Annotated in this window: 16 protein-coding genes and 2 pseudogenes; 7 read left to right on the forward strand and 11 right to left on the reverse strand. The window is 42.2% G+C overall.

The window, feature by feature from the left end; translation table 11 throughout:
* Nucleotides 1-130 precede the first annotated feature (130 nt).
* The 6 genes and pseudogenes from C6Y39_RS15420 to C6Y39_RS18845 form a co-directional block, all read right to left on the reverse strand.
* Nucleotides 131-1,198 carry an ADP-ribosylglycohydrolase family protein gene (locus C6Y39_RS15420; RefSeq protein ID WP_105932131.1) on the reverse strand — a complete coding sequence of 356 codons (1,068 nt, stop codon included), beginning with the start codon at nucleotides 1,196-1,198 and terminating at the stop codon, nucleotides 131-133.
* A gap of 226 nt (nucleotides 1,199-1,424) precedes the next feature.
* The gene (locus tag C6Y39_RS15425; protein ID WP_105932132.1) at nucleotides 1,425-2,213 is read right to left on the reverse strand and encodes a lipase family protein; all 789 of its coding nucleotides are present in this window, start codon (nucleotides 2,211-2,213) and stop codon (nucleotides 1,425-1,427) included.
* Nucleotides 2,214-2,415: 202 nt separating this feature from the next.
* Entirely contained in the window at nucleotides 2,416-2,772 is a 357-nt protein-coding gene (locus tag C6Y39_RS15430) for a RidA family protein (RefSeq protein ID WP_105932133.1), read from the reverse strand.
* Between the two features lie 156 nt (nucleotides 2,773-2,928).
* Nucleotides 2,929-3,471, reverse strand: coding sequence for a redoxin domain-containing protein (locus C6Y39_RS15435; RefSeq protein ID WP_105932134.1), 543 nt, complete (start codon nucleotides 3,469-3,471; stop codon nucleotides 2,929-2,931).
* Nucleotides 3,472-3,480: 9 nt separating this feature from the next.
* A pseudogene (locus C6Y39_RS15440) lies at nucleotides 3,481-3,978 on the reverse strand (NAD(P)H-dependent oxidoreductase); the annotation flags it as partial.
* On the reverse strand, nucleotides 3,965-4,153 hold the full coding sequence (locus C6Y39_RS18845; RefSeq protein WP_205664212.1) for a hypothetical protein: 189 nt from the start codon (nucleotides 4,151-4,153) through the stop codon (nucleotides 3,965-3,967). The gene C6Y39_RS18845 and the pseudogene C6Y39_RS15440, both read right to left, overlap by 14 nt.
* Nucleotides 4,154-4,696: 543 nt before the next feature.
* Here C6Y39_RS18845 and C6Y39_RS15450 point away from each other — a divergent pair.
* From C6Y39_RS15450 to C6Y39_RS18805, 3 genes are read left to right on the forward strand one after another with little or no spacing between them, the layout of a single operon-like run.
* Complete coding sequence (locus tag C6Y39_RS15450; RefSeq protein ID WP_105932136.1) at nucleotides 4,697-5,008, forward strand: hypothetical protein; 312 nt, start codon at nucleotides 4,697-4,699, stop codon at nucleotides 5,006-5,008.
* Nucleotides 4,992-6,017 carry a hypothetical protein gene (locus C6Y39_RS15455; RefSeq protein ID WP_105932137.1) on the forward strand — a complete coding sequence of 342 codons (1,026 nt, stop codon included), beginning with the start codon at nucleotides 4,992-4,994 and terminating at the stop codon, nucleotides 6,015-6,017. Before C6Y39_RS15450 ends, C6Y39_RS15455 begins: the two co-directional genes overlap by 17 nt.
* A gap of 11 nt (nucleotides 6,018-6,028) precedes the next feature.
* Nucleotides 6,029-6,193 (forward strand): hypothetical protein, encoded by a 165-nt coding sequence (locus C6Y39_RS18805; protein ID WP_167390674.1) that lies wholly within the window; start codon nucleotides 6,029-6,031, stop codon nucleotides 6,191-6,193.
* A gap of 237 nt (nucleotides 6,194-6,430) precedes the next feature.
* Here the strand turns inward: C6Y39_RS18805 and C6Y39_RS15460 are convergent, their stop codons facing one another.
* Together C6Y39_RS15460 and C6Y39_RS15465 are read right to left on the reverse strand one after the other, a co-directional pair.
* Nucleotides 6,431-7,264 carry a DUF4231 domain-containing protein gene (locus C6Y39_RS15460; protein ID WP_105932138.1) on the reverse strand — a complete coding sequence of 278 codons (834 nt, stop codon included), beginning with the start codon at nucleotides 7,262-7,264 and terminating at the stop codon, nucleotides 6,431-6,433.
* Nucleotides 7,265-7,322: 58 nt separating this feature from the next.
* Nucleotides 7,323-10,340 carry a toll/interleukin-1 receptor domain-containing protein gene (locus C6Y39_RS15465; RefSeq protein ID WP_105932139.1) on the reverse strand — a complete coding sequence of 1,006 codons (3,018 nt, stop codon included), beginning with the start codon at nucleotides 10,338-10,340 and terminating at the stop codon, nucleotides 7,323-7,325.
* 221 nt (nucleotides 10,341-10,561) lie between these two features.
* On the opposite strand from C6Y39_RS15465, the gene C6Y39_RS15470 reads away from it, so the two are divergent.
* The 3 genes and pseudogenes from C6Y39_RS15470 (at nucleotide 10,562) to C6Y39_RS15475 (ending at nucleotide 12,380) form a co-directional block, all read left to right on the forward strand.
* Nucleotides 10,562-10,810 carry a hypothetical protein gene (locus C6Y39_RS15470; protein WP_105932140.1) on the forward strand — a complete coding sequence of 83 codons (249 nt, stop codon included), beginning with the start codon at nucleotides 10,562-10,564 and terminating at the stop codon, nucleotides 10,808-10,810.
* Between the two features lie 15 nt (nucleotides 10,811-10,825).
* Nucleotides 10,826-10,948 (forward strand): hypothetical protein, encoded by a 123-nt coding sequence (locus tag C6Y39_RS18985; protein WP_276309304.1) that lies wholly within the window; start codon nucleotides 10,826-10,828, stop codon nucleotides 10,946-10,948.
* A 147-nt stretch (nucleotides 10,949-11,095) separates the two neighbouring features.
* Nucleotides 11,096-12,380 (forward strand): annotated as a pseudogene (locus C6Y39_RS15475) (site-specific integrase).
* A 14-nt stretch (nucleotides 12,381-12,394) separates the two neighbouring features.
* Here C6Y39_RS15475 and C6Y39_RS15480 read toward each other — a convergent pair.
* From C6Y39_RS15480 to C6Y39_RS15490, 3 genes are all read right to left on the reverse strand, one after another.
* A complete protein-coding gene (locus C6Y39_RS15480; RefSeq protein WP_105932141.1) occupies nucleotides 12,395-13,240 on the reverse strand; it encodes a DUF6998 domain-containing protein in 846 nt (281 codons plus the stop codon).
* A gap of 11 nt (nucleotides 13,241-13,251) precedes the next feature.
* Nucleotides 13,252-13,923, reverse strand: a complete 672-nt coding sequence (locus tag C6Y39_RS15485) for a DUF6998 domain-containing protein (protein ID WP_105932142.1) — start codon at nucleotides 13,921-13,923, stop codon at nucleotides 13,252-13,254.
* Nucleotides 13,924-14,158: 235 nt separating this feature from the next.
* On the reverse strand, nucleotides 14,159-15,310 hold the full coding sequence (locus C6Y39_RS15490) for a GGDEF domain-containing protein (protein ID WP_105932143.1): 1,152 nt from the start codon (nucleotides 15,308-15,310) through the stop codon (nucleotides 14,159-14,161).
* Nucleotides 15,311-15,913: 603 nt separating this feature from the next.
* On the opposite strand from C6Y39_RS15490, the gene C6Y39_RS15495 reads away from it, so the two are divergent.
* Nucleotides 15,914-17,107: an ISL3 family transposase gene (locus C6Y39_RS15495; protein WP_105929417.1), complete on the forward strand. Its 1,194-nt coding sequence runs from the start codon at nucleotides 15,914-15,916 to the stop codon at nucleotides 17,105-17,107.
* Nucleotides 17,108-17,137: the final 30 nt, after the last annotated feature.

Below are 17,137 nucleotides of genomic sequence, written 5' to 3' on the forward strand. Positions count from 1 at the left end.
GTAGAACCACTATACCTGCGGTAACACGCCGCGATTACGAACATTTTAACTCTCGCTGAGAGGGTAATTACTTACGCGGACTGGTATTAATACCAAGCCCGCCAAGAAAGCGGGCATGTTGACGATTAATCTAAGTAAGGCCTTCAATGGCAGAGTTAAGCAATTCGGCATCGGCGAGCTGCTCAAACCACGCATTAATTTCTCGCCCCTCTATTAAACCCATGATAGTTCCTAATACAAAGCCACGGTGCACGTTGTCCCCACCTACATTTGTATTGGCCATAATTGCGCGCTTAGGGTTATCTACATAGCGATAGGCAAAGTATAAAATACTTGGCCACGCATCACTGATATAGCATGCAGGTGAAAACGTACGGCCCACTACTTCAATATCGCTTTTTTTCTTTGAAATTAAACTAGGCAAGTTCAGCCTACCAGAACGCTGAGCAATATCTTCAAGAATAGCGGCAGGTTCTTCATCCTCTCTGAGCATCAACCTATTCAGCAATTCAACGTAGAGGTCGCAAACCATAGCAAGTGATTCATCTGGATGGGTCAGAGAAAGATGATGGCGACAAATTGCTTGAATATCTTTAAGTGGCTGTTGTTGAGCTATTTGAATAATAGCAAGGGGCGTTACCGATACCAGCCCGCCAATAGATGCGGTATCGTGGGTTACTGCACCGCATTGATTTGCAGGAATCCCACGTTCAAGATTGGCAAAAAAACCGCGGTGGTAAGACTCGGCATAGGTGTCAGGATGTTGTGGCTCATCAGCGCGCATAAAGGCTATGTAGCGCGAGAGAAAATCATCGGGTTCATAACCCTTGAGCGCACAGGCTAAAACAATGCGAGCACAATGTGCGTTGAGTGAATTCTCTCCAGCTTTCATCCCCTGATGATAATGAACGTTGTCTTTACCCCAAAACTGTCTTTTCCCTTTAAGAATGACCTCGCCTACTATTTCCCGTTGACTGGCAGACGCCCTGTTTGCACGTCCGCCTTGTTGTGTGGAGTGCAACGACATTATGGATGAAGGATGGAACGAAGGGGCATCTTCAAATTGCTCGATACCTAACGGAAAGGCTTTATAAATATCGGCAGGGTTATAGTACCAGTGCACGGGCATGGCAAGGGCATCGCCGATAAACGCGTTCTTGAGTGCGGCTTTTGCGCGCTCTAGTTTCAGTGAAGACATATTTCTCTCGCCTATGTGTTGATGCGTAGTAATGGATATTCATTTACTGACCGTAAAACATTTACGCGTGAGTTACCCAAAGTGATCGTTCTTTTCCCCCTCAACTGCCGCCGTATTGAGGACGTATGGGGGAGAGTGTTGATGGTCAAGGTAATATTTTTTTTACAGGAAGAAACGCGCTGGCGATAACCTTATACTCGCTTTTTTCAAACGCGTAATGGGTGCCCTAATGTTCATCAAAAAGCGACTTGTTCCGAATGTATTTTCGCATATAGTGATACGTGATAGGGCGCAACAACCAGCTTTTAAGCGACATGAGAAATCGCCTGTGAGTAGGTGTGTTTTCATAAATTTTATCATCATGCAGCCAAAGCATTTTCCCCACATGCCAAAAATAAAAAGGGAAGGGAGGCATGAAAGTTATCACGTCGAGATCGCAGCAAATGCGATACGTTCTATGATGTAACAGGTAATGTTTATACCATGACCGCGTTCCGACAGCGGGCTGCCCGAAAGTGACTACTCTTTTTACCGATTTCGCAAACCTTCTCTCAAAATAATCGGCCATTAGCACGGCGACGGCGCCGCCAGATGAATGACCAATAAAAGAAAACCGCTTGCCTTGTTCGCGAAGGGGTTCTAACACTTTAACCAGTAGCTCTCTAAGCGGTAGTGCGTCTTCTGAGGTTTTCGTACTTGAATACATTGGCTGAGCAAGCAATCTGGCAAAACCCCAATGTACAAAAAAACTTCTGTTTAGCTGTCGCAATCTATACGGTATGAAAAACAAATTGGCGAACCAGTCTTTGAATCCTAGCGAACCACGAAAAACGATAATGACTTCTTTTTTGTTTTCTACCCACAGGATCCTTACGCTCATTCTGCCGTACTTGTCCACGAGGTGGCGTTCGTGAAAGGGGTCTAATATTTTTTGATATTGTGCGTCAGCATCAGGGTAGGCGAGTTGGCAAAGAATGGCATATCGTTCGTATTGATAGCGTTTCAGTTTCTTCATGAAAACTCGTATCGAAGCAATTTGCGTGTTTGAGGTTGAGCCTTCGCAGACTCTATCCGAGAGTTTCCTACGTTACAGGTGGTTTATTTCAGAGTTATGACGGCAAAGGGTTATTTTGCTTGAGTGATATAGGGCCCTGAACAAAGAGAGCAAAGAGAACAGAGAGAACAAAGTCATCGGTTTGCTCTCTAGCCAGATTGTTTTAGTCAGTTATTTCAGCGGCGACGACAGAGATTTCAACAAGCAACGCCTCGCGCGCCATATCGGCAGTAACACAAGCCCTTGCTGGCGCGTAACCTTCTGGCACCCAGTTGTCCCACACCTCATTCATCTTGGCAAAATCATCCATAGTTTTAAGATAAATAGTGGCAGAAAGCATATGTTTTCTATCGCTACCCGCTTGTATAAGCAGGCTGTCGACTTTATCCAACATAGTCTGAGTTTGGTGAGTAATGTCTCGTGTGGCATCAGCACACACTTGCCCGCATAAATAAATAACGCCATTGTGTTTCACAATACGACTCATGCGCTGCTTAGTTTCCATTCTTTCGATGTTCATTAATTAAAGCCTTTCAGAAAGTGAGAAAAGTTTGTGCTGAGCGACTTTAATTGGTTTGTTGGGGGACTTCAATTGTTAGGCAGTACCAATAGAAGTAACCCCGATACATCCCGCTATGAGTAGATAAGAAACGATAACCCAACATAAAAGCTGCGTTTATTTGTGCATACCGCGAATAGGGTAGTTGTTATCAGGATTACGAATCCAGCCCAAACCACTTACTAATGTCTCTAACTCAGGTCTAACAAACGGATTGTTAGAAATATCAGCGACGTGCACATTACCTTCATTGTTCACAACAAACAGCGCGGGTTCAGAAAACGGGTGATCAGTTTCTTGAGGCGATCTTGGATCAGAGATATAGACGCCTAATTCTTCCATTTGCTCCACTGTTAAGCCGTACGCAATTGGAAAGTTGATATCCAATCTAGGCAGGTGACTTTCAAGCTGCTCTTCACTGTCGCCAGACACTGCAATGATGTCTACGCCAATTTCGGCTAGATGACCCCTAACACTTTCAAGTTGATTGAGGTATCGAGTGCAAAGTGGGCAATGTTGCCCTCGGTAAACCACTATCATTTTCCAATAAAGACCGTTCTCAGGTGTCGCTAACTTTATAGTGTCGCCATTTAACAGCTTTGCTGAAATATCTGGAAAAGCAGAACCTGCATGTAACTTATTGGTGTATTCAGTACTCATGATAAATCCTTAAAAATGCTTGTTGATGTGGGCTTCAAAACGTTTGAAATCGTTTTCTACATCGGCGTTTTTCATTACGTCAAAGCTAGCGAAAGTTTCCATGGGCTTCATGCCAAAGAACTTGAAGTTCATATGCATTGGAAACAGTAAATCGTCGACAGATTTACCTTCGAAAAACTCTTCGCTGTCGTTAAATGACTCTTCTGGAGCATTGAAGGTTAAAGACATCATATATTTAACGTCTGTAAGGGTACCGCCTGTGCCGTAGTTTTTCTTCGGCGCTTCTTCAACGCGACCGTCGCCGGCACATAAGGCGCCACCCATACCTGCAGTGTAGATTTCATCCATGTATTTTTTGAATGACCATGGCACACCCATCCAGTTAATTGGTGCCTGTAGAAATACGATGTCAGCCCACTGATGATGGGCCAACTGTTCTTCAATGTTGTGTTCTTCGGCCATTGTCACTACCCGAGTGTTGTAGCCTTTAGCTTCAAGCAGCGTTATGATTGAGGATCGTAGACTTGGATAAATCCTTGTTTGCGATCTCTCTTCGTTTTACGTTGAATTCGCGCAGCCTATCTTGGTCAATAGATGTGATATAGGTCCGGTCAAAGACTGGAATGTGATACTTTGTCAGTGCGCCAATATAGTCCTTGTAAGCAACCTTGCCTGTGTCCATTGCAAGTTCGTGCTCCATTTGTTCAATAGCTTTCTTTGCGACATCACGGAACCGCTTGCTCGTCGATAGCGTGCCAGTTTCAATTTTGATCTTGTACTCAGTTCGAAGATACCGAGCGGTCGCCTTTGCTTCTTCTTAGTCCTTTTGTTTTGTTGCTTTGCAATACCATTTCCCAAACAGCTGAAAACGTGCGTACCACCGTTTACTGTTATCCTGTAAAAAGACATACAACGTATCATCGATGTCATGTCAATCAAGTTGATTAGCCATTGTGTACTGCCTTGCAAAGAATAATATCGTGCGTACTTGGATGGTACGTGAAACGCTTTCAGTCGCAACCGGAAGTAGATAGTTGCTGTTAAGTCTTATTAACGTTACCAATCTTTTGTCTTCTAGACGACGTTTAAAACTTGATAGCGACAAAGTCAATTAAGGGCGCAAAGATCCTACAGTTCACAAAGTGTTGATTAAAAAATGAACATCCTGTAAGTTGAAAGTATCTTTTTTCTTTTTTTAACTTCGCGCATGTAAAGGATGACACTCATGCGATTCAGGACAAGTGTTCAGGCAAAAATCTTAACGATAATTAGCATCATCTTCATCTCTTCTGGTTGTGCCCTTCAATATGTCGATAATGAAGGCAATCACAATACGATCGGTTTTGTGAATATCAAAAGCAATACAAATCTAAACAGCGAATACTGCACTGTTGAAAACATTGAAGTAACCACCTTTGGCATAAGCGGGATAAACATGCCCTCTCATGGCGCATTGACCTTGGGCTATTCCACTAATACCACCAAAATAATTCAATCAACATCAAGAAAGGAAACAGAAGATGAAATGGAGAACTAGTATAATTTTTATCTTAGCCTCCTTAACCATGGGATGCGCAAGTCGAGACGAAGCGGTATTTGTAACTAGTACATCGATAAGCGTCTTGGAGGGAGACACTAAGCCCGCAGGATTAAATGTCGGTTACAAAAGAGTGGAAGGATACATCGGACCTAATAATGCCGATGGCACTGCGCCACCAGTATTAGCCTCTATCGAGTCGAACTCTTCAATCACCAACCCAAAATATCGTCAGCTTTATGCCACTGGGGACGCGGCTGTTATCGCGGTTGGTGGGCAGCCTGCTGCCGTATCGACAGGCTCAGTAACCAAATCCGATGTCATGTTTTTCGGGACATCTACAAACATAGGCTTGAGTATTGGCACGACATCGGACATTCCTGACAGCTTTAACTTAGGATACAAGAGACAAGAATTATCTGTCATTCCTTTAGTAAAAGACGGTGATAAGTACCGATACCCGTCGGTCATAGCATCGATTGATAATGTAACTGAAACCAGTGTTGAAAATGTATCGTTGAATACTAATCAATTCTTCGCATCAGGTAATGCAGCCCGTGCACTTGCGCCAGAATTAGGCAACACTTTCATAGAAAGATCGAATGTTACACTCGATGCCGCGCAGAAGGTTGAGTCAAGTAGCATACTTAGTTGCTATTCAGGGATTGCACTAAATGACTTGGAAAAGGTTTGGAGGCATGCCACTGACCTCAACCTATTTCGAGAAGGAGAAGCCGAACTAGGAGAAATATATACTTTTTTAATGGAGCAACTTGACAGTGCGGTTGGTGTAATCGCTCCCACGCCCAATAGCGTTGAAAATGGGGGAGCTGACACAAGAGGCAACAATAGCCCACAAATTGTCGTAACTAACTACGACGTTCTGGTTAACGCTAACAAAGTCTACTCGCAGTCTGTCAATATATCGAATGCACTAGAAACTGATCGATTAGTAGATTTAAAACAACACAGAGCGTTTGTCTGTGGCCTTTCCAAAACCAATCGTTAATGGATTCAAATATGCCTAGCATGACTATTTTGTGTAAAGAATGCGCTAAAAAAAAGCGCGAGATAGAAGAAAACGGTGCATTTGAAGTAGTTTCTTGTAAGCCATTGAGCGCGCAGCAAAATGTGCCCGAAGAACAGAAGAAATGCGAGATTAAATGGAAGATTCGTAGATCGTAAGGTCGCACACTACTGTGCTACAAGAAAATAGAATAAATGGCAATAATCTATCTTTCTGCTGATTTGGAAGGTGCGGAAATTCAGAGTATGCTTGTTAGTAATCACCTAGAGAACCACAAGTGTCTAGGAAATCAGTAGCTATTACAGACTAGCAGAGGCATTGTGAAAACAGTTTTGCCTTAAGGTGTTTTATTGTATTGGCGAAACTACGTTATTCACATTGAGATATGAGCCATTTTACTTATTCTCTTTGTTTTCATCTTGACGCGAGTTATTCTGCGCCCATTGCCCACGCTCAACGCTGATTAACTGCTCGCAATTTTCTACCAGCAGGTTAAAGGCTTTTCGACGGTCTTTATACATTCCCGCGACAGCTCTGAACTGGGCCAGATGCGACTTTAGGTCTTCACAGGTGCTTCTAAATTTAATCCAATTGGTCTGAAACTGGAACAAACTCAACATTCCCGAGATGGCGGCACTTAGCCCCCCTAAGGACGCTATCAAGAAATTCTCTGGTGATGGCATGCTGCTAAAAACCGGTACAGAGGCGGCCGCTATGACAGCGACAGTTTGGAAGAGATAAAAGTAGAAGCGGCTTCTCGTGGCCTTATTGTCATACCTGGCAACGAGGCCATCCAAACGTTTGAGGTAGTTGGTTTGCCTTGCAGTGAGGTGTTCATCCATTTCCACGGGTTCGTACATCAACTCAAATTTGCACTTTTTTATGGCGTAAGCATCGCCTCCAACGGCTCGATCAAATACCAAATAATCGCCTGTTTCGTATGACGTTTTCCCTTCAAGCGTGTCAATGTCACCATCTTCCGTAGCTTCCTCGGCCCATACAGCGCCGATTTTATTGAACTGACCCGGTGAGATTTCCTGATAATTGCTATGAAAATAGTCTGCGGCTACAGTGTAGATATCCCCGCCATTATTCAAAAGCCAGTCACCTTGTACGCTTGTTTGCTCGTTGTTCCACTTGCGATAAGAAAAACCGTCAAAATCCAAGTCCAGCCTGACAGCGGTGACATGAAAATTGTCCCGTTTGCGATACTCTATTCGTTTGCTCACCTTTTACTCTCTCCAGTCAAACGCATTGACGCAGGTTATTTCATTACAGTTGCCTGTATTAATTCGACAGATATTCACCGATTGGGATGTAATAGCGTTGGTCTGCTTCACTTATAATGTAGTCGGCATCCTCTTCACTGATTGCTTGTTTGGATAGTTCCCTTAGTTCCGGGAATCCAGGTAATATAGGGACTAATAGTTGCTCGCCACTGCTTGTGACAAGCATAGTATTGTGTTGGTCGATGACTGTAACACCAAACAAGTGGGCGTGTTGCAACTGCGGATTTTTGTAAAAGAGTTGCACTTTTTGTTCTACGAGGTCCCAAACCCGCAATTGACCAATGTTCGTAACCCCTACCAGTCTCGCATCGCTATCATCACCGATAAAATCGATCGCCGAAAAATCCTCTCTCAGTTGCAAAGCCGTCATTTGCCGATTCAAAAAATCGTAAAGATGTACTTGCTGATAAGTCATGGTGGCAGCCCAGCGGCCTCCTTGACTAAACACTATTTCATCGGCATTGGTGACCGAATTGGGTAAATCGATGACGGTAGAGAGGTCCGGGATTCTTAAGACAGAGGCAATATCATCTGATCTGGCTATCACCGCAAATTTGCCCGACGGGTGAAATGCAGTATTAGGGTAGTAAGAACGACCATCAGAGTTGAGCGGTAAGGTAGTGGTGGATAACTGCTGAAATGTGTTAGCGTCCCAAAGACTTAAAGTGTTTTCACTATGCATCACCAAAATATGCTGGCGATTTGCAGCAATGCTATGGATGTTAGTTATCGAATCTGTATCGGGCAAGGCTTGAAATGATGGAGCGTCAATATCAGTAAGATCCAGTACTTCTATGTCAACTCCTGTGGCAGCAACAAATCGATGTTGAGCAATTTTTGCAATCTGATTGTAACCACTGGCTTTATTTCGAATAGGGCGCACGTTGTCTTTCTGTGAACTCTTTTGCCAGAGAAAAAGTTCACCGCTGTCATTCCCAGCCAACAGATAGTTTCCACTTTCGCCAAATTCAATCGTGCGCACAAAGGAGCCTGAATCTGACTTCTCAGGCTCAAGCACATGGCGCTCAATAAGCGAGGCTTCAGGCAATGACCAAAACGCAAGCTCCCCTTCGTGAGTGCCAATGGCCGCCAGCTCCTCATCAGAACTCACAGCAACCTCAGATACCGTGCCTTTATGGGCTGCGAATTTTAGAGGCTGCCCAAGTTTTGTGTAGCTGAAAAAACGTATTGTCGTGTCCTCTGATGCCGCGGCGAAAACATCCTTACCCATACTTAGCCCAGATACCATACCAGAATTTTCACTGATATCGGTTCTTGTCCCCTTTGATTCTGTGTCAAACAACATGATCCTGCCGATGTTGTCCGCTACAGCCAACCACTTTCCATCGGGCGAGAAAGAGGCCGTATTTAAAAACAGACCATCAACTTTCGCTTCGACAGTGAGAGAGGACTCACCATTGCGCAAAGCATCAATAGCGTAAACTATGATGTGCCCCTCTTCACTGACCATGGCCACCTGGTCTTGGGCTTCGTCAACCGTTACCCAGAGCAAGGCCGAGGAGTGTTTCTCTTGTTTAATCAGATGGCCTTTTTTGTCGTACACCGTCAGTAGACCATACTCATAATCCTGATCGCTACCCACGACAAACACCAAGCCTGATTTTTCGTGTATGCTTGCGCACCAAGCAAACATTGCATCATTCGCATCAATAAGTAATTCCTGCTGGAAATCAGGCGTCTTTAATATCTCAACCTTTCCATCAACATCAGTGATTACAACTAACTGCTCTGAACGGGTACCCGTCAAACACACCGGCAATGCGCTTTCATGTATTATTTGATTTACCCTGTTTTCATCTATGAGGTACTCTTGTAAGCCGTCTATGTTGTCTACTACCAATAGTTTGTTTTGACTAGTTAAATCAACGAATCCTATGATTGCCGCTTCATTACCATCAGCGTTTTTTTTACCTGCTAAACCTAACGATAGCCTTGGCAGGTAGGGACCTGGGGTGTGGATATCTTCGATATAGAAATCCCCATATCTAGTCACAGCCGTAATTGAATCGTCCTCCTCGTTCCATGCAACATCGTACATTTGTGATTCGAAATTCATTAGTTCAATTTGTTGTAACTCTTGGTATGCCAATCCCAATGCAACGTTTGCCTGCCAAACATAAGGGCGGGGACTGTCAGTATCCGGTAATGCTTGAAGTGCTAAACTAACCCCCATCGCAGGACTATTATCTTTTACTGCATCGTGAGCGTGATTGGCTAGAGCACTCGACTCTCCTTTAAGTGCTCTAGACTCTTGTATCTTGGCTAGTCTTTGCTCATTCAAAGCCCAGGCTGTCAAACCAGACAGGATGATGATGACAAATGTGGCTAAGCTAGTATAGAGAGTATTGGCTTTTCTCAGCTCTCGTTTATTTCTTAAATTGTGCGCTGTTAGTTCATCGCCTTTGATGTCAAAAAGGGTTGCCGTCAATTTGTACAAACCGTCGTTAATCTGTTCACGGGAAGTAAAAGGCAAGGCTTTTTTCCAAGAATACAGATTCCAGTCAACCCAATCCCAGGTTGTTGACATGTTCTGCATGCAGCCAGGAATATCTTTTTCAGTAGTACCGGAACACAAGACAGGAATAATGCGTGTTCTTGGATCTATTTTTTTGCGTAAACAGATTTTTTCAAATTCTAAGAGTTCTTTAAGCGTCCAGTTTCTTTCGACGTCAGAGGCATTTTCATTGATAGAAGGACTGACCAGCACAATCAGAAAGTCGGCTTTTTCTAATTCAGGAACGATTTTCTCTAGCCAAAAATCAGAGCCTGCTCTCTCGTACATTACGTCTAAAAAGACATGTGGCTGTTTGTAGAGAGATTGAAAGTTCTTATTGAGTTTAAATGATAAGAGCTTTTTGCGCAGGTAACGCGCTGGCGATGCAGCATCACGCCGTCGGTAGCTTAAAAACACATTAATAGACAAGGTAACCTCCTGTAAAAAAATCCAATTTTTAATTTCAATAAAGTTACACAAACCTAATAGCAGTGTTGCCATAGAGACTCAAATAGCAATTCATTTTTTAAGTGACGAAAGCCTTCCGACTTACCACTAACTGTATCTGAGTAAAATATTCTTCGAACGCTTTGCATCCGATTGAAGTACAAAATATAAACTAATGCAACAATTTACGAACTACTGCCATTGGCATTAACCATAAATAAAGACTGAAGCATTGTTCATAACATCAAGGTCCTTTTTCAAAAATCCCATTGTTTATGTTTTCTATTGGGGCGAATCAACATGAAATCATTGTTACAGCAAAGCAATATGCACAAGAGCATTTTAACGGACTTTATAAAGCTAATAGGATTAATTATTACCTTGCTGACCAGTATGAGGGAGTACGAAATATTAAGGCTAAAGAAAATGCTGAAGAAATGAGAAGTCAGTTAATCAACGCAATGACTGAAGAATATCTAAAAGTATTAATTGCTCGTAATGATAATTCTTCCATGTTTGATTAAATGGATAAAATTTTAATGAAACTCGTTGAGATACCCGAGAATGAAGCCTTAGAGCATTACATGGAGCTTGAAATTCATCATGATCTAGTTCAATGGGCAATTGCCAATGTAAAATTGGTTACTGGTTTAGTAATTTAAACTCATTTATTATCAAAACATTATTTAGCTTCTTGTTAATGTGTATTAATATAACCTAAAAATATCCATATAAAACAGGTAGCTATTGTCACTAGGCCATATATACTCGGAGTAAGCGCATTATTTTTTCTTTGCAAATGAGTATTTATGGCTAAGCAGCTAGCAAGACACGACATCGACGACACGCTCTACGTTTTCCTGCAAGATAACAGCAAAAAATGGTACGCCCGTTTTCAGCTTTTCGGGAAATGGCACTGCAAATCAACTAAACAAGTTGATAAAGAAGAAGCTGTAGCAGCGGCTAGATTGTTACGTATGGAGTGGAAAATAAAAGCGGAAACCGGAACACTCACAAAGAGTAAGCGTTTTCGCGATGTAGCTGCAAAAAGCATTCTTGCTATGGAACATGAGCTTGCTCACGGCGGTGGAAAAGTTAGCTACAAAGACTACATGGGGCTTTGAAAAAATATCATATTCCATTTTTTGACCGCACGTATATCACTTCTATTGACCAAGACAAGCTCAAAGAATTCGACATTTGGCGAATACAAAAGGCTGGTAAGGTTCTTAACAAATCCACTCTGCTAAATCATAACGCTGCGCTACAAATGGTGTTTAAAGCAGCGATTGAAAACCAATGGATGTTGCCAGTTCAGGTTCCAGTTTTAAGCAACAAAGGAGAGCAGGGGGCTAGACGTGCTGCTTTCAGCGAAGTTGAATATGAGAAGGTCGTTGAAACTCTCGAATGTATGAGAGACAACAGCCGTAAGGAAAAGACCAGGCAGATAAGGGAACTCTTACTAGATTATGCTGACGTAGTCATCAATACAGGTATTCGTCCCGGCACTGAAATGGAAGAACTGACTTGGGCTGACATCTTAATGACGAGATAAGAGCACCAAGTCATTTTTAAAATTAAGGTGCGAAAAGGCAAGACCACGAAACATACTGGCACCAGAACCGTCGTGTGCAAAGATGAGTTTGTCTTTCCTCTAATGAACTTAATGGATCGTTTTCCCAATCACCGACCGTCCGATAAGATATTTGTATTGGCTGACGGCTCAAGTACCAATGAGCTGGGCAGAACTTTGTTTCAGCATTAGAAAACGCAGAATTAAAGACCAGCCCAGATGGACCTAGAACACTCTATTCGTTGCGCCACACCTACATAACATGGCAATTACTTAGCCGAACTTTAAGAGTTGATGTACTCGCTCGACAATGCGGTACTAGTATTGCGATGATAGAGCAACATTACAGTCATGTCGTTCCTAGTATGTTTGAGCAGGAGTTATCCGGAGTAACGTTCGAAAATAAAGAAGAAAGGGCAAAAAGCAAACGTGCGCTCGCACGAGGATTGAAAACTAAAGAGCTACTTACACAGCGCTTCAAGGCTTGGGAGGCTGAATATAGAAAGCGTGGATGTATCTAGAGTTACACTGAGCTTTAAATATCTGATACTTTGGACTTGTAGCTTTCTAATTTTCTAGCACTGCCAATATCTAACTCAAATCTCATTTTTTCTGGGTAATGTCGTGCAGAGTCTAAGGCTGGCTCCATTGAACCATAGTAAACAATGTTCAGCTTACCGGCCGTGTACTGAATAAGCATGAGTTCATCTGCTAAATTGGCTGTAGAAGCTGAGATTGCAACAAATCCATTTACCTGAGCTGTTGCTTTTACACTTATAGTTTTGCCGTGCTTTGATATTACGTCAAAACCGTGTTGATTAGCTCTAGAAGCTAATGCACCACCAACTTTTAGTGCACAATAAAATTCACCGATTCGACCTATTAAATGTCGTACTTCGGTAGCTTTTACTCCAAACTCTTCAATTTCTAATTTAATCAGAGCGTAATATTGTTCATAAAGCTCCTTAATTTTATCAATACTTATCGAATTAAGTTGGGTATTTACATGCAACTTGGTATCGGTATTTGATGTGTTATCAGGTCTAGATATATCCTTTATCGTGTTGTGATGTATTGAGGAGTCATTCTTTGTGGAAAAGAGTTTATGTATCTTCGAAGCGAAGTCAGGATGAATGTCTATTGGATGAAGCTTGTACCAACTAGGATACTGTTCAAGCAGGTCACATGCTTTTTTCCATGAACTCACCTTTATCTGACGCTGTTGTTTAGAGGACGGTAATCTATCGCTTTCAGATAGCAATTCTGACAAGGCTTCCGAACTTGTTTGTATGTGGTATTTCCTTAAACCATCAGTACCTCGAGTACCTATAAGTGATAAGGTTTCTCCCTCTCCACCAAGCTTCAAAATAACTTCTTGCATAAGCCTACTGTTCAGCTAATTGTTGTCTTTATGATAAGGCTACCAAGTTGTCTCGTATTCATTGGATTCCCCGCGCCGTTGAGGATACTGATGTTGAGTTGCTTCGCTAGCTCGCGAAGTATCGGCTTAGCTGGAGTGAGTACTTGATTATCTCTTTCGACTTCTATTGTTCCGTTTTCCAACTCTTTGATTGTGTAATCTGAAATTTGAATAGATTTTAATACACTGATATTACTGTTTGGCTTTTTGATGCTGATAAGTTTTGATAGTGATATTGCCAACTTCCCACTACTACCGCGCGTTTCGCGCATCAAACTTTCAGCAACTCCTTTTTCTTCATTTAGGAGAGTTTCGATTTGCATCTCTTCAGTGTTGATTCTTAGAATAATAATGCGGTCAACTGATATCAGTGTGTTGGGGTTGAACGCTATATGCCCACTAGAACCCATCACAGCCGTCGTTTTGACGGATATTCTCTCGCCGTTAGCACCGACGACATCATAGCCTTGTTGATTCACTGCTGTAGCCATTTGCCCGTTTGTAATAAGTGCGGCATAAAGTTCACCGATTCGGCCAATTAAGTGCCTAAGTTCAGTAGGAGGCACGCCCCAAGTTAATTCTCGCTCGAACCAAGACATAGCTTCTCCTAGCGACTGAATTACTTGCATTTGAGTTAAAGCCATTGCTCTTCCCTAAGAATAAAATGCTGGCCCAGAAACTGAGCGCTAATGCAATTTAAAATAGCTAAGTTTACTTTTATTATTCCACAAATTCGGATAGGAGAGGGTATATTCGGTTTTTAAATTGAAGCATGTAGCTATCTATCACACCTCTTGAACCGCTAGGGTGGGTAAGCATATGACATGAGTGAAACCGTATGGTGATTGCTCGATAATCGAAAAAACAGTTTCGGCTTCACTACTTGTCTATAACCACTTTGTTTCTGCCGGTCTGTTTAGCGCTGTATAAATTTTTATCGGCCCTTTTAAGCGTCTCTTCCCAATTGCGATCATATTTGTTTGCTATTGTTCCACCAATACTCACCGTGACAGACATTGTATGGTCATTACCCTTGATTGCTAAGTTATTAACCGCAGACCGAATTCGTTCGGTGGTATTTTTTAAACTAACTGAGTCTATATTTGGAAGAAGTAAAACAAACTCCTCCCCTCCAAATCTGCAACAAAAGTCATAGTCTCTAACTTCTTCGGCTACACAACTCGTAACAGCCTTAAGTGCTAGATCTCCACTTAAATGCCCGTAGGTGTCATTCAAAACTTTAAAGTGATCAATATCAAACACACAGATACCAAGGGGGTGACTAAGTCTTTTGAACCGAGAGAACTCTTTATCAGCTTTAATTGCAAGGCCTCTCCTATTAGACCAGCCAGTCAAATAATCAGTAAGCATTGAGTCTCTGAGTGCTAATTCTTTTTTCCAAGTGACTATGTAATTGAAACCTATAGTCAGCAAAAAGATAAAGGCAATTATTACGAATGAGCCTGCGGTTTGCAGGTAATCATTACCAAAGAGGTTTAACCGCTCATCGCTAATGGCTATAGCAAAGAGTCTTATGGTCATTAGAGCTGCAAAAATAGTAAGCGTAATGAGCAAAGGCCAGAAGGAATGTGAATCTTTGCGATACAAATTCTTGAACAGCAAAAAGGATGAAAATAGGTCAAGCAAAATGATGATAGGGCTAAATACGAAAAAGCGAACTTCAACGGAGTTGGCAACCTCAGGGACTGCGTGTAAAGCTACTGACAAGATAAATATACTACTTACCAATAAAGGAATGGGCCTTATATATAGATAAACGTAAACGCCATTCAAAATGGCCGCGTGCGCCGCGTAAAAAGGTGCATTTGCAATTACCGGAGATATCGCCTTTTCAGGGGCGAATATATTCAGACACAAAGCGACAATGTTTGATAGAGCGAATAAAATACCAGCATTTATCCAATACTTTATGTATTTCTCGTCGGGGCTGGATAAATACGTTAGTCCCATATTCAGTGCCATAATGAGACTTGCAAGGAGAGTACATGAGATAAGTGTTATTAAATCCATTTAATATCTAGAACTTTAAGTTAAGCGTCGAATTCAGTTTTTGTAAGTCTATAGTGATAGCAACACTCTTCAAACAGTAATATGCAAGTTTTTTTGCACATTTATAGAGGAGTTGTATTGCTAGCCTAAAGATCTTACTGTCTTTCGACAATACACTTTGTTTAACTAAAGTGTGCTAAAAAGTGCAATTACACGTCTCCGCCGAAGACAGCTTCACTCCCTGAGTTTTCACCAACCATTTAACCAGACGTGTAATATTTGACTGATGTACACATATATACGAACACTTAGTGACACAAATAAATGAAAATTTAGGTAACGTTAATGACGATTAACTTTACCTACACACTTACGCTGGCTGGTTTACTATAGCTCGACAGAGTTTGGTGCTCGAAGAGCCGATTTAACAACTGAAGTCGATGTGGTTATACATGTTATTAAAATAGGTCCGCAATTTAGGTTAAGCAGAACATAACTAAATTGCGTACTCACCGGTTCTTCTGAACTAGAGCAGCATTGATTTTTTTGGCTCTTCATCATTAACGGGGGACATCCGCATTCATTAAACTGATTTTGCGAAGAATCATTTAATGGAGAGTACAGATGTCCCACGCAGGTACTATTTTAGGCATAAGTGAGTTAGAAATAGAACGTGTTCATCGACATGATTTTATTGAAGTGTGGGCAAAGCCCACTAAAAAGCCGTTATGCAAGCATTGTGAGAGTCAACATTTACGCATAAAAGCCACACATAAGCGTACTGTGAAGCACACGCGCCAAGGTAATCAGGTGCTAACGCTACATTTAAAGGTACCTAAGTATCATTGTCGATGCTGTGGTCGTTATTTCAGGCACCCTTTTGTTGGGATCCGGCCACGCTATCGAGCGTCGGAGTGCTTTCGCTTAGAAGTCTTTGAAGCGCACCACGGTGGTGTTACGCAGCGTGGTATCTCACGCACACATCGCATTAGTCCCACTACGGTAGAGCGTTGGTACCAATCACACATCAGCCAAAAATATAAAGAGATTATCAGTCGCCCCTGCCCAGAGATGCTGGGGATAGATGAACACTTTTTTACCCGTAAGAAGGGTTATGCGACGACGTTTGTAGATTTACGACATCGTAGTGTGTTTGATGTAAAACTGGGACGTTCTGAATTAAGTTTACGCTCGTACTTGCGCCACCTTCCCAATAAAGAAAACGTTAAGCTCATCGCGATAGACTTATCGGAAACCTATCGTGGTATTGCCAAACGCTATTTCCCTAATGCTGCGATAGTCGCTGACCGTTTTCATGTGGTGCGCTTGATAAACCATCACTTCTTAAAAGCGTGGCAGCAACACCACCCTGAAGGACGTAAGAATCGAGGTTTACTTAGTTTGATGCGACGACATCAATGGCATTTAAGCGAAGAGAAAAACAGCAATCTACAACGCTACTTAGCTGACTATCCGGTGTTAAAAACACTGTATGAGGTCAAACAGAAGCTCATCAGGTATATGCTGTTAAAGACTATGAATGAAAAACGAATGGAGAAGACATTACCGAGGTTCTTAGACTTGCTTGAACAGTTACATCACAGCCCACTTCGTGCACTGGCCAATACCTTAACTTCGTGGTTGCAACCTATCATCGCCATGTGGCGCTTTACACGAAACAACGGGATCACTGAAGGCTTCCACAACAAAATGGAAATGATATCAAGAAGAGCGTATGGTTTTAGAAACTTTGAAAACTATCGAATAAGAGTGATGACCCATTGTGGATGGGATGGTGTTATCAATCGTGTAAGGTGAATGCTGATCCCCCGTTTATGGGGTAGAGCC

It is taken from the genome of Alteromonas gracilis, from assembly GCF_002993325.1.
In the GTDB taxonomy this organism is placed as follows: domain Bacteria; phylum Pseudomonadota; class Gammaproteobacteria; order Enterobacterales; family Alteromonadaceae; genus Alteromonas; species Alteromonas gracilis.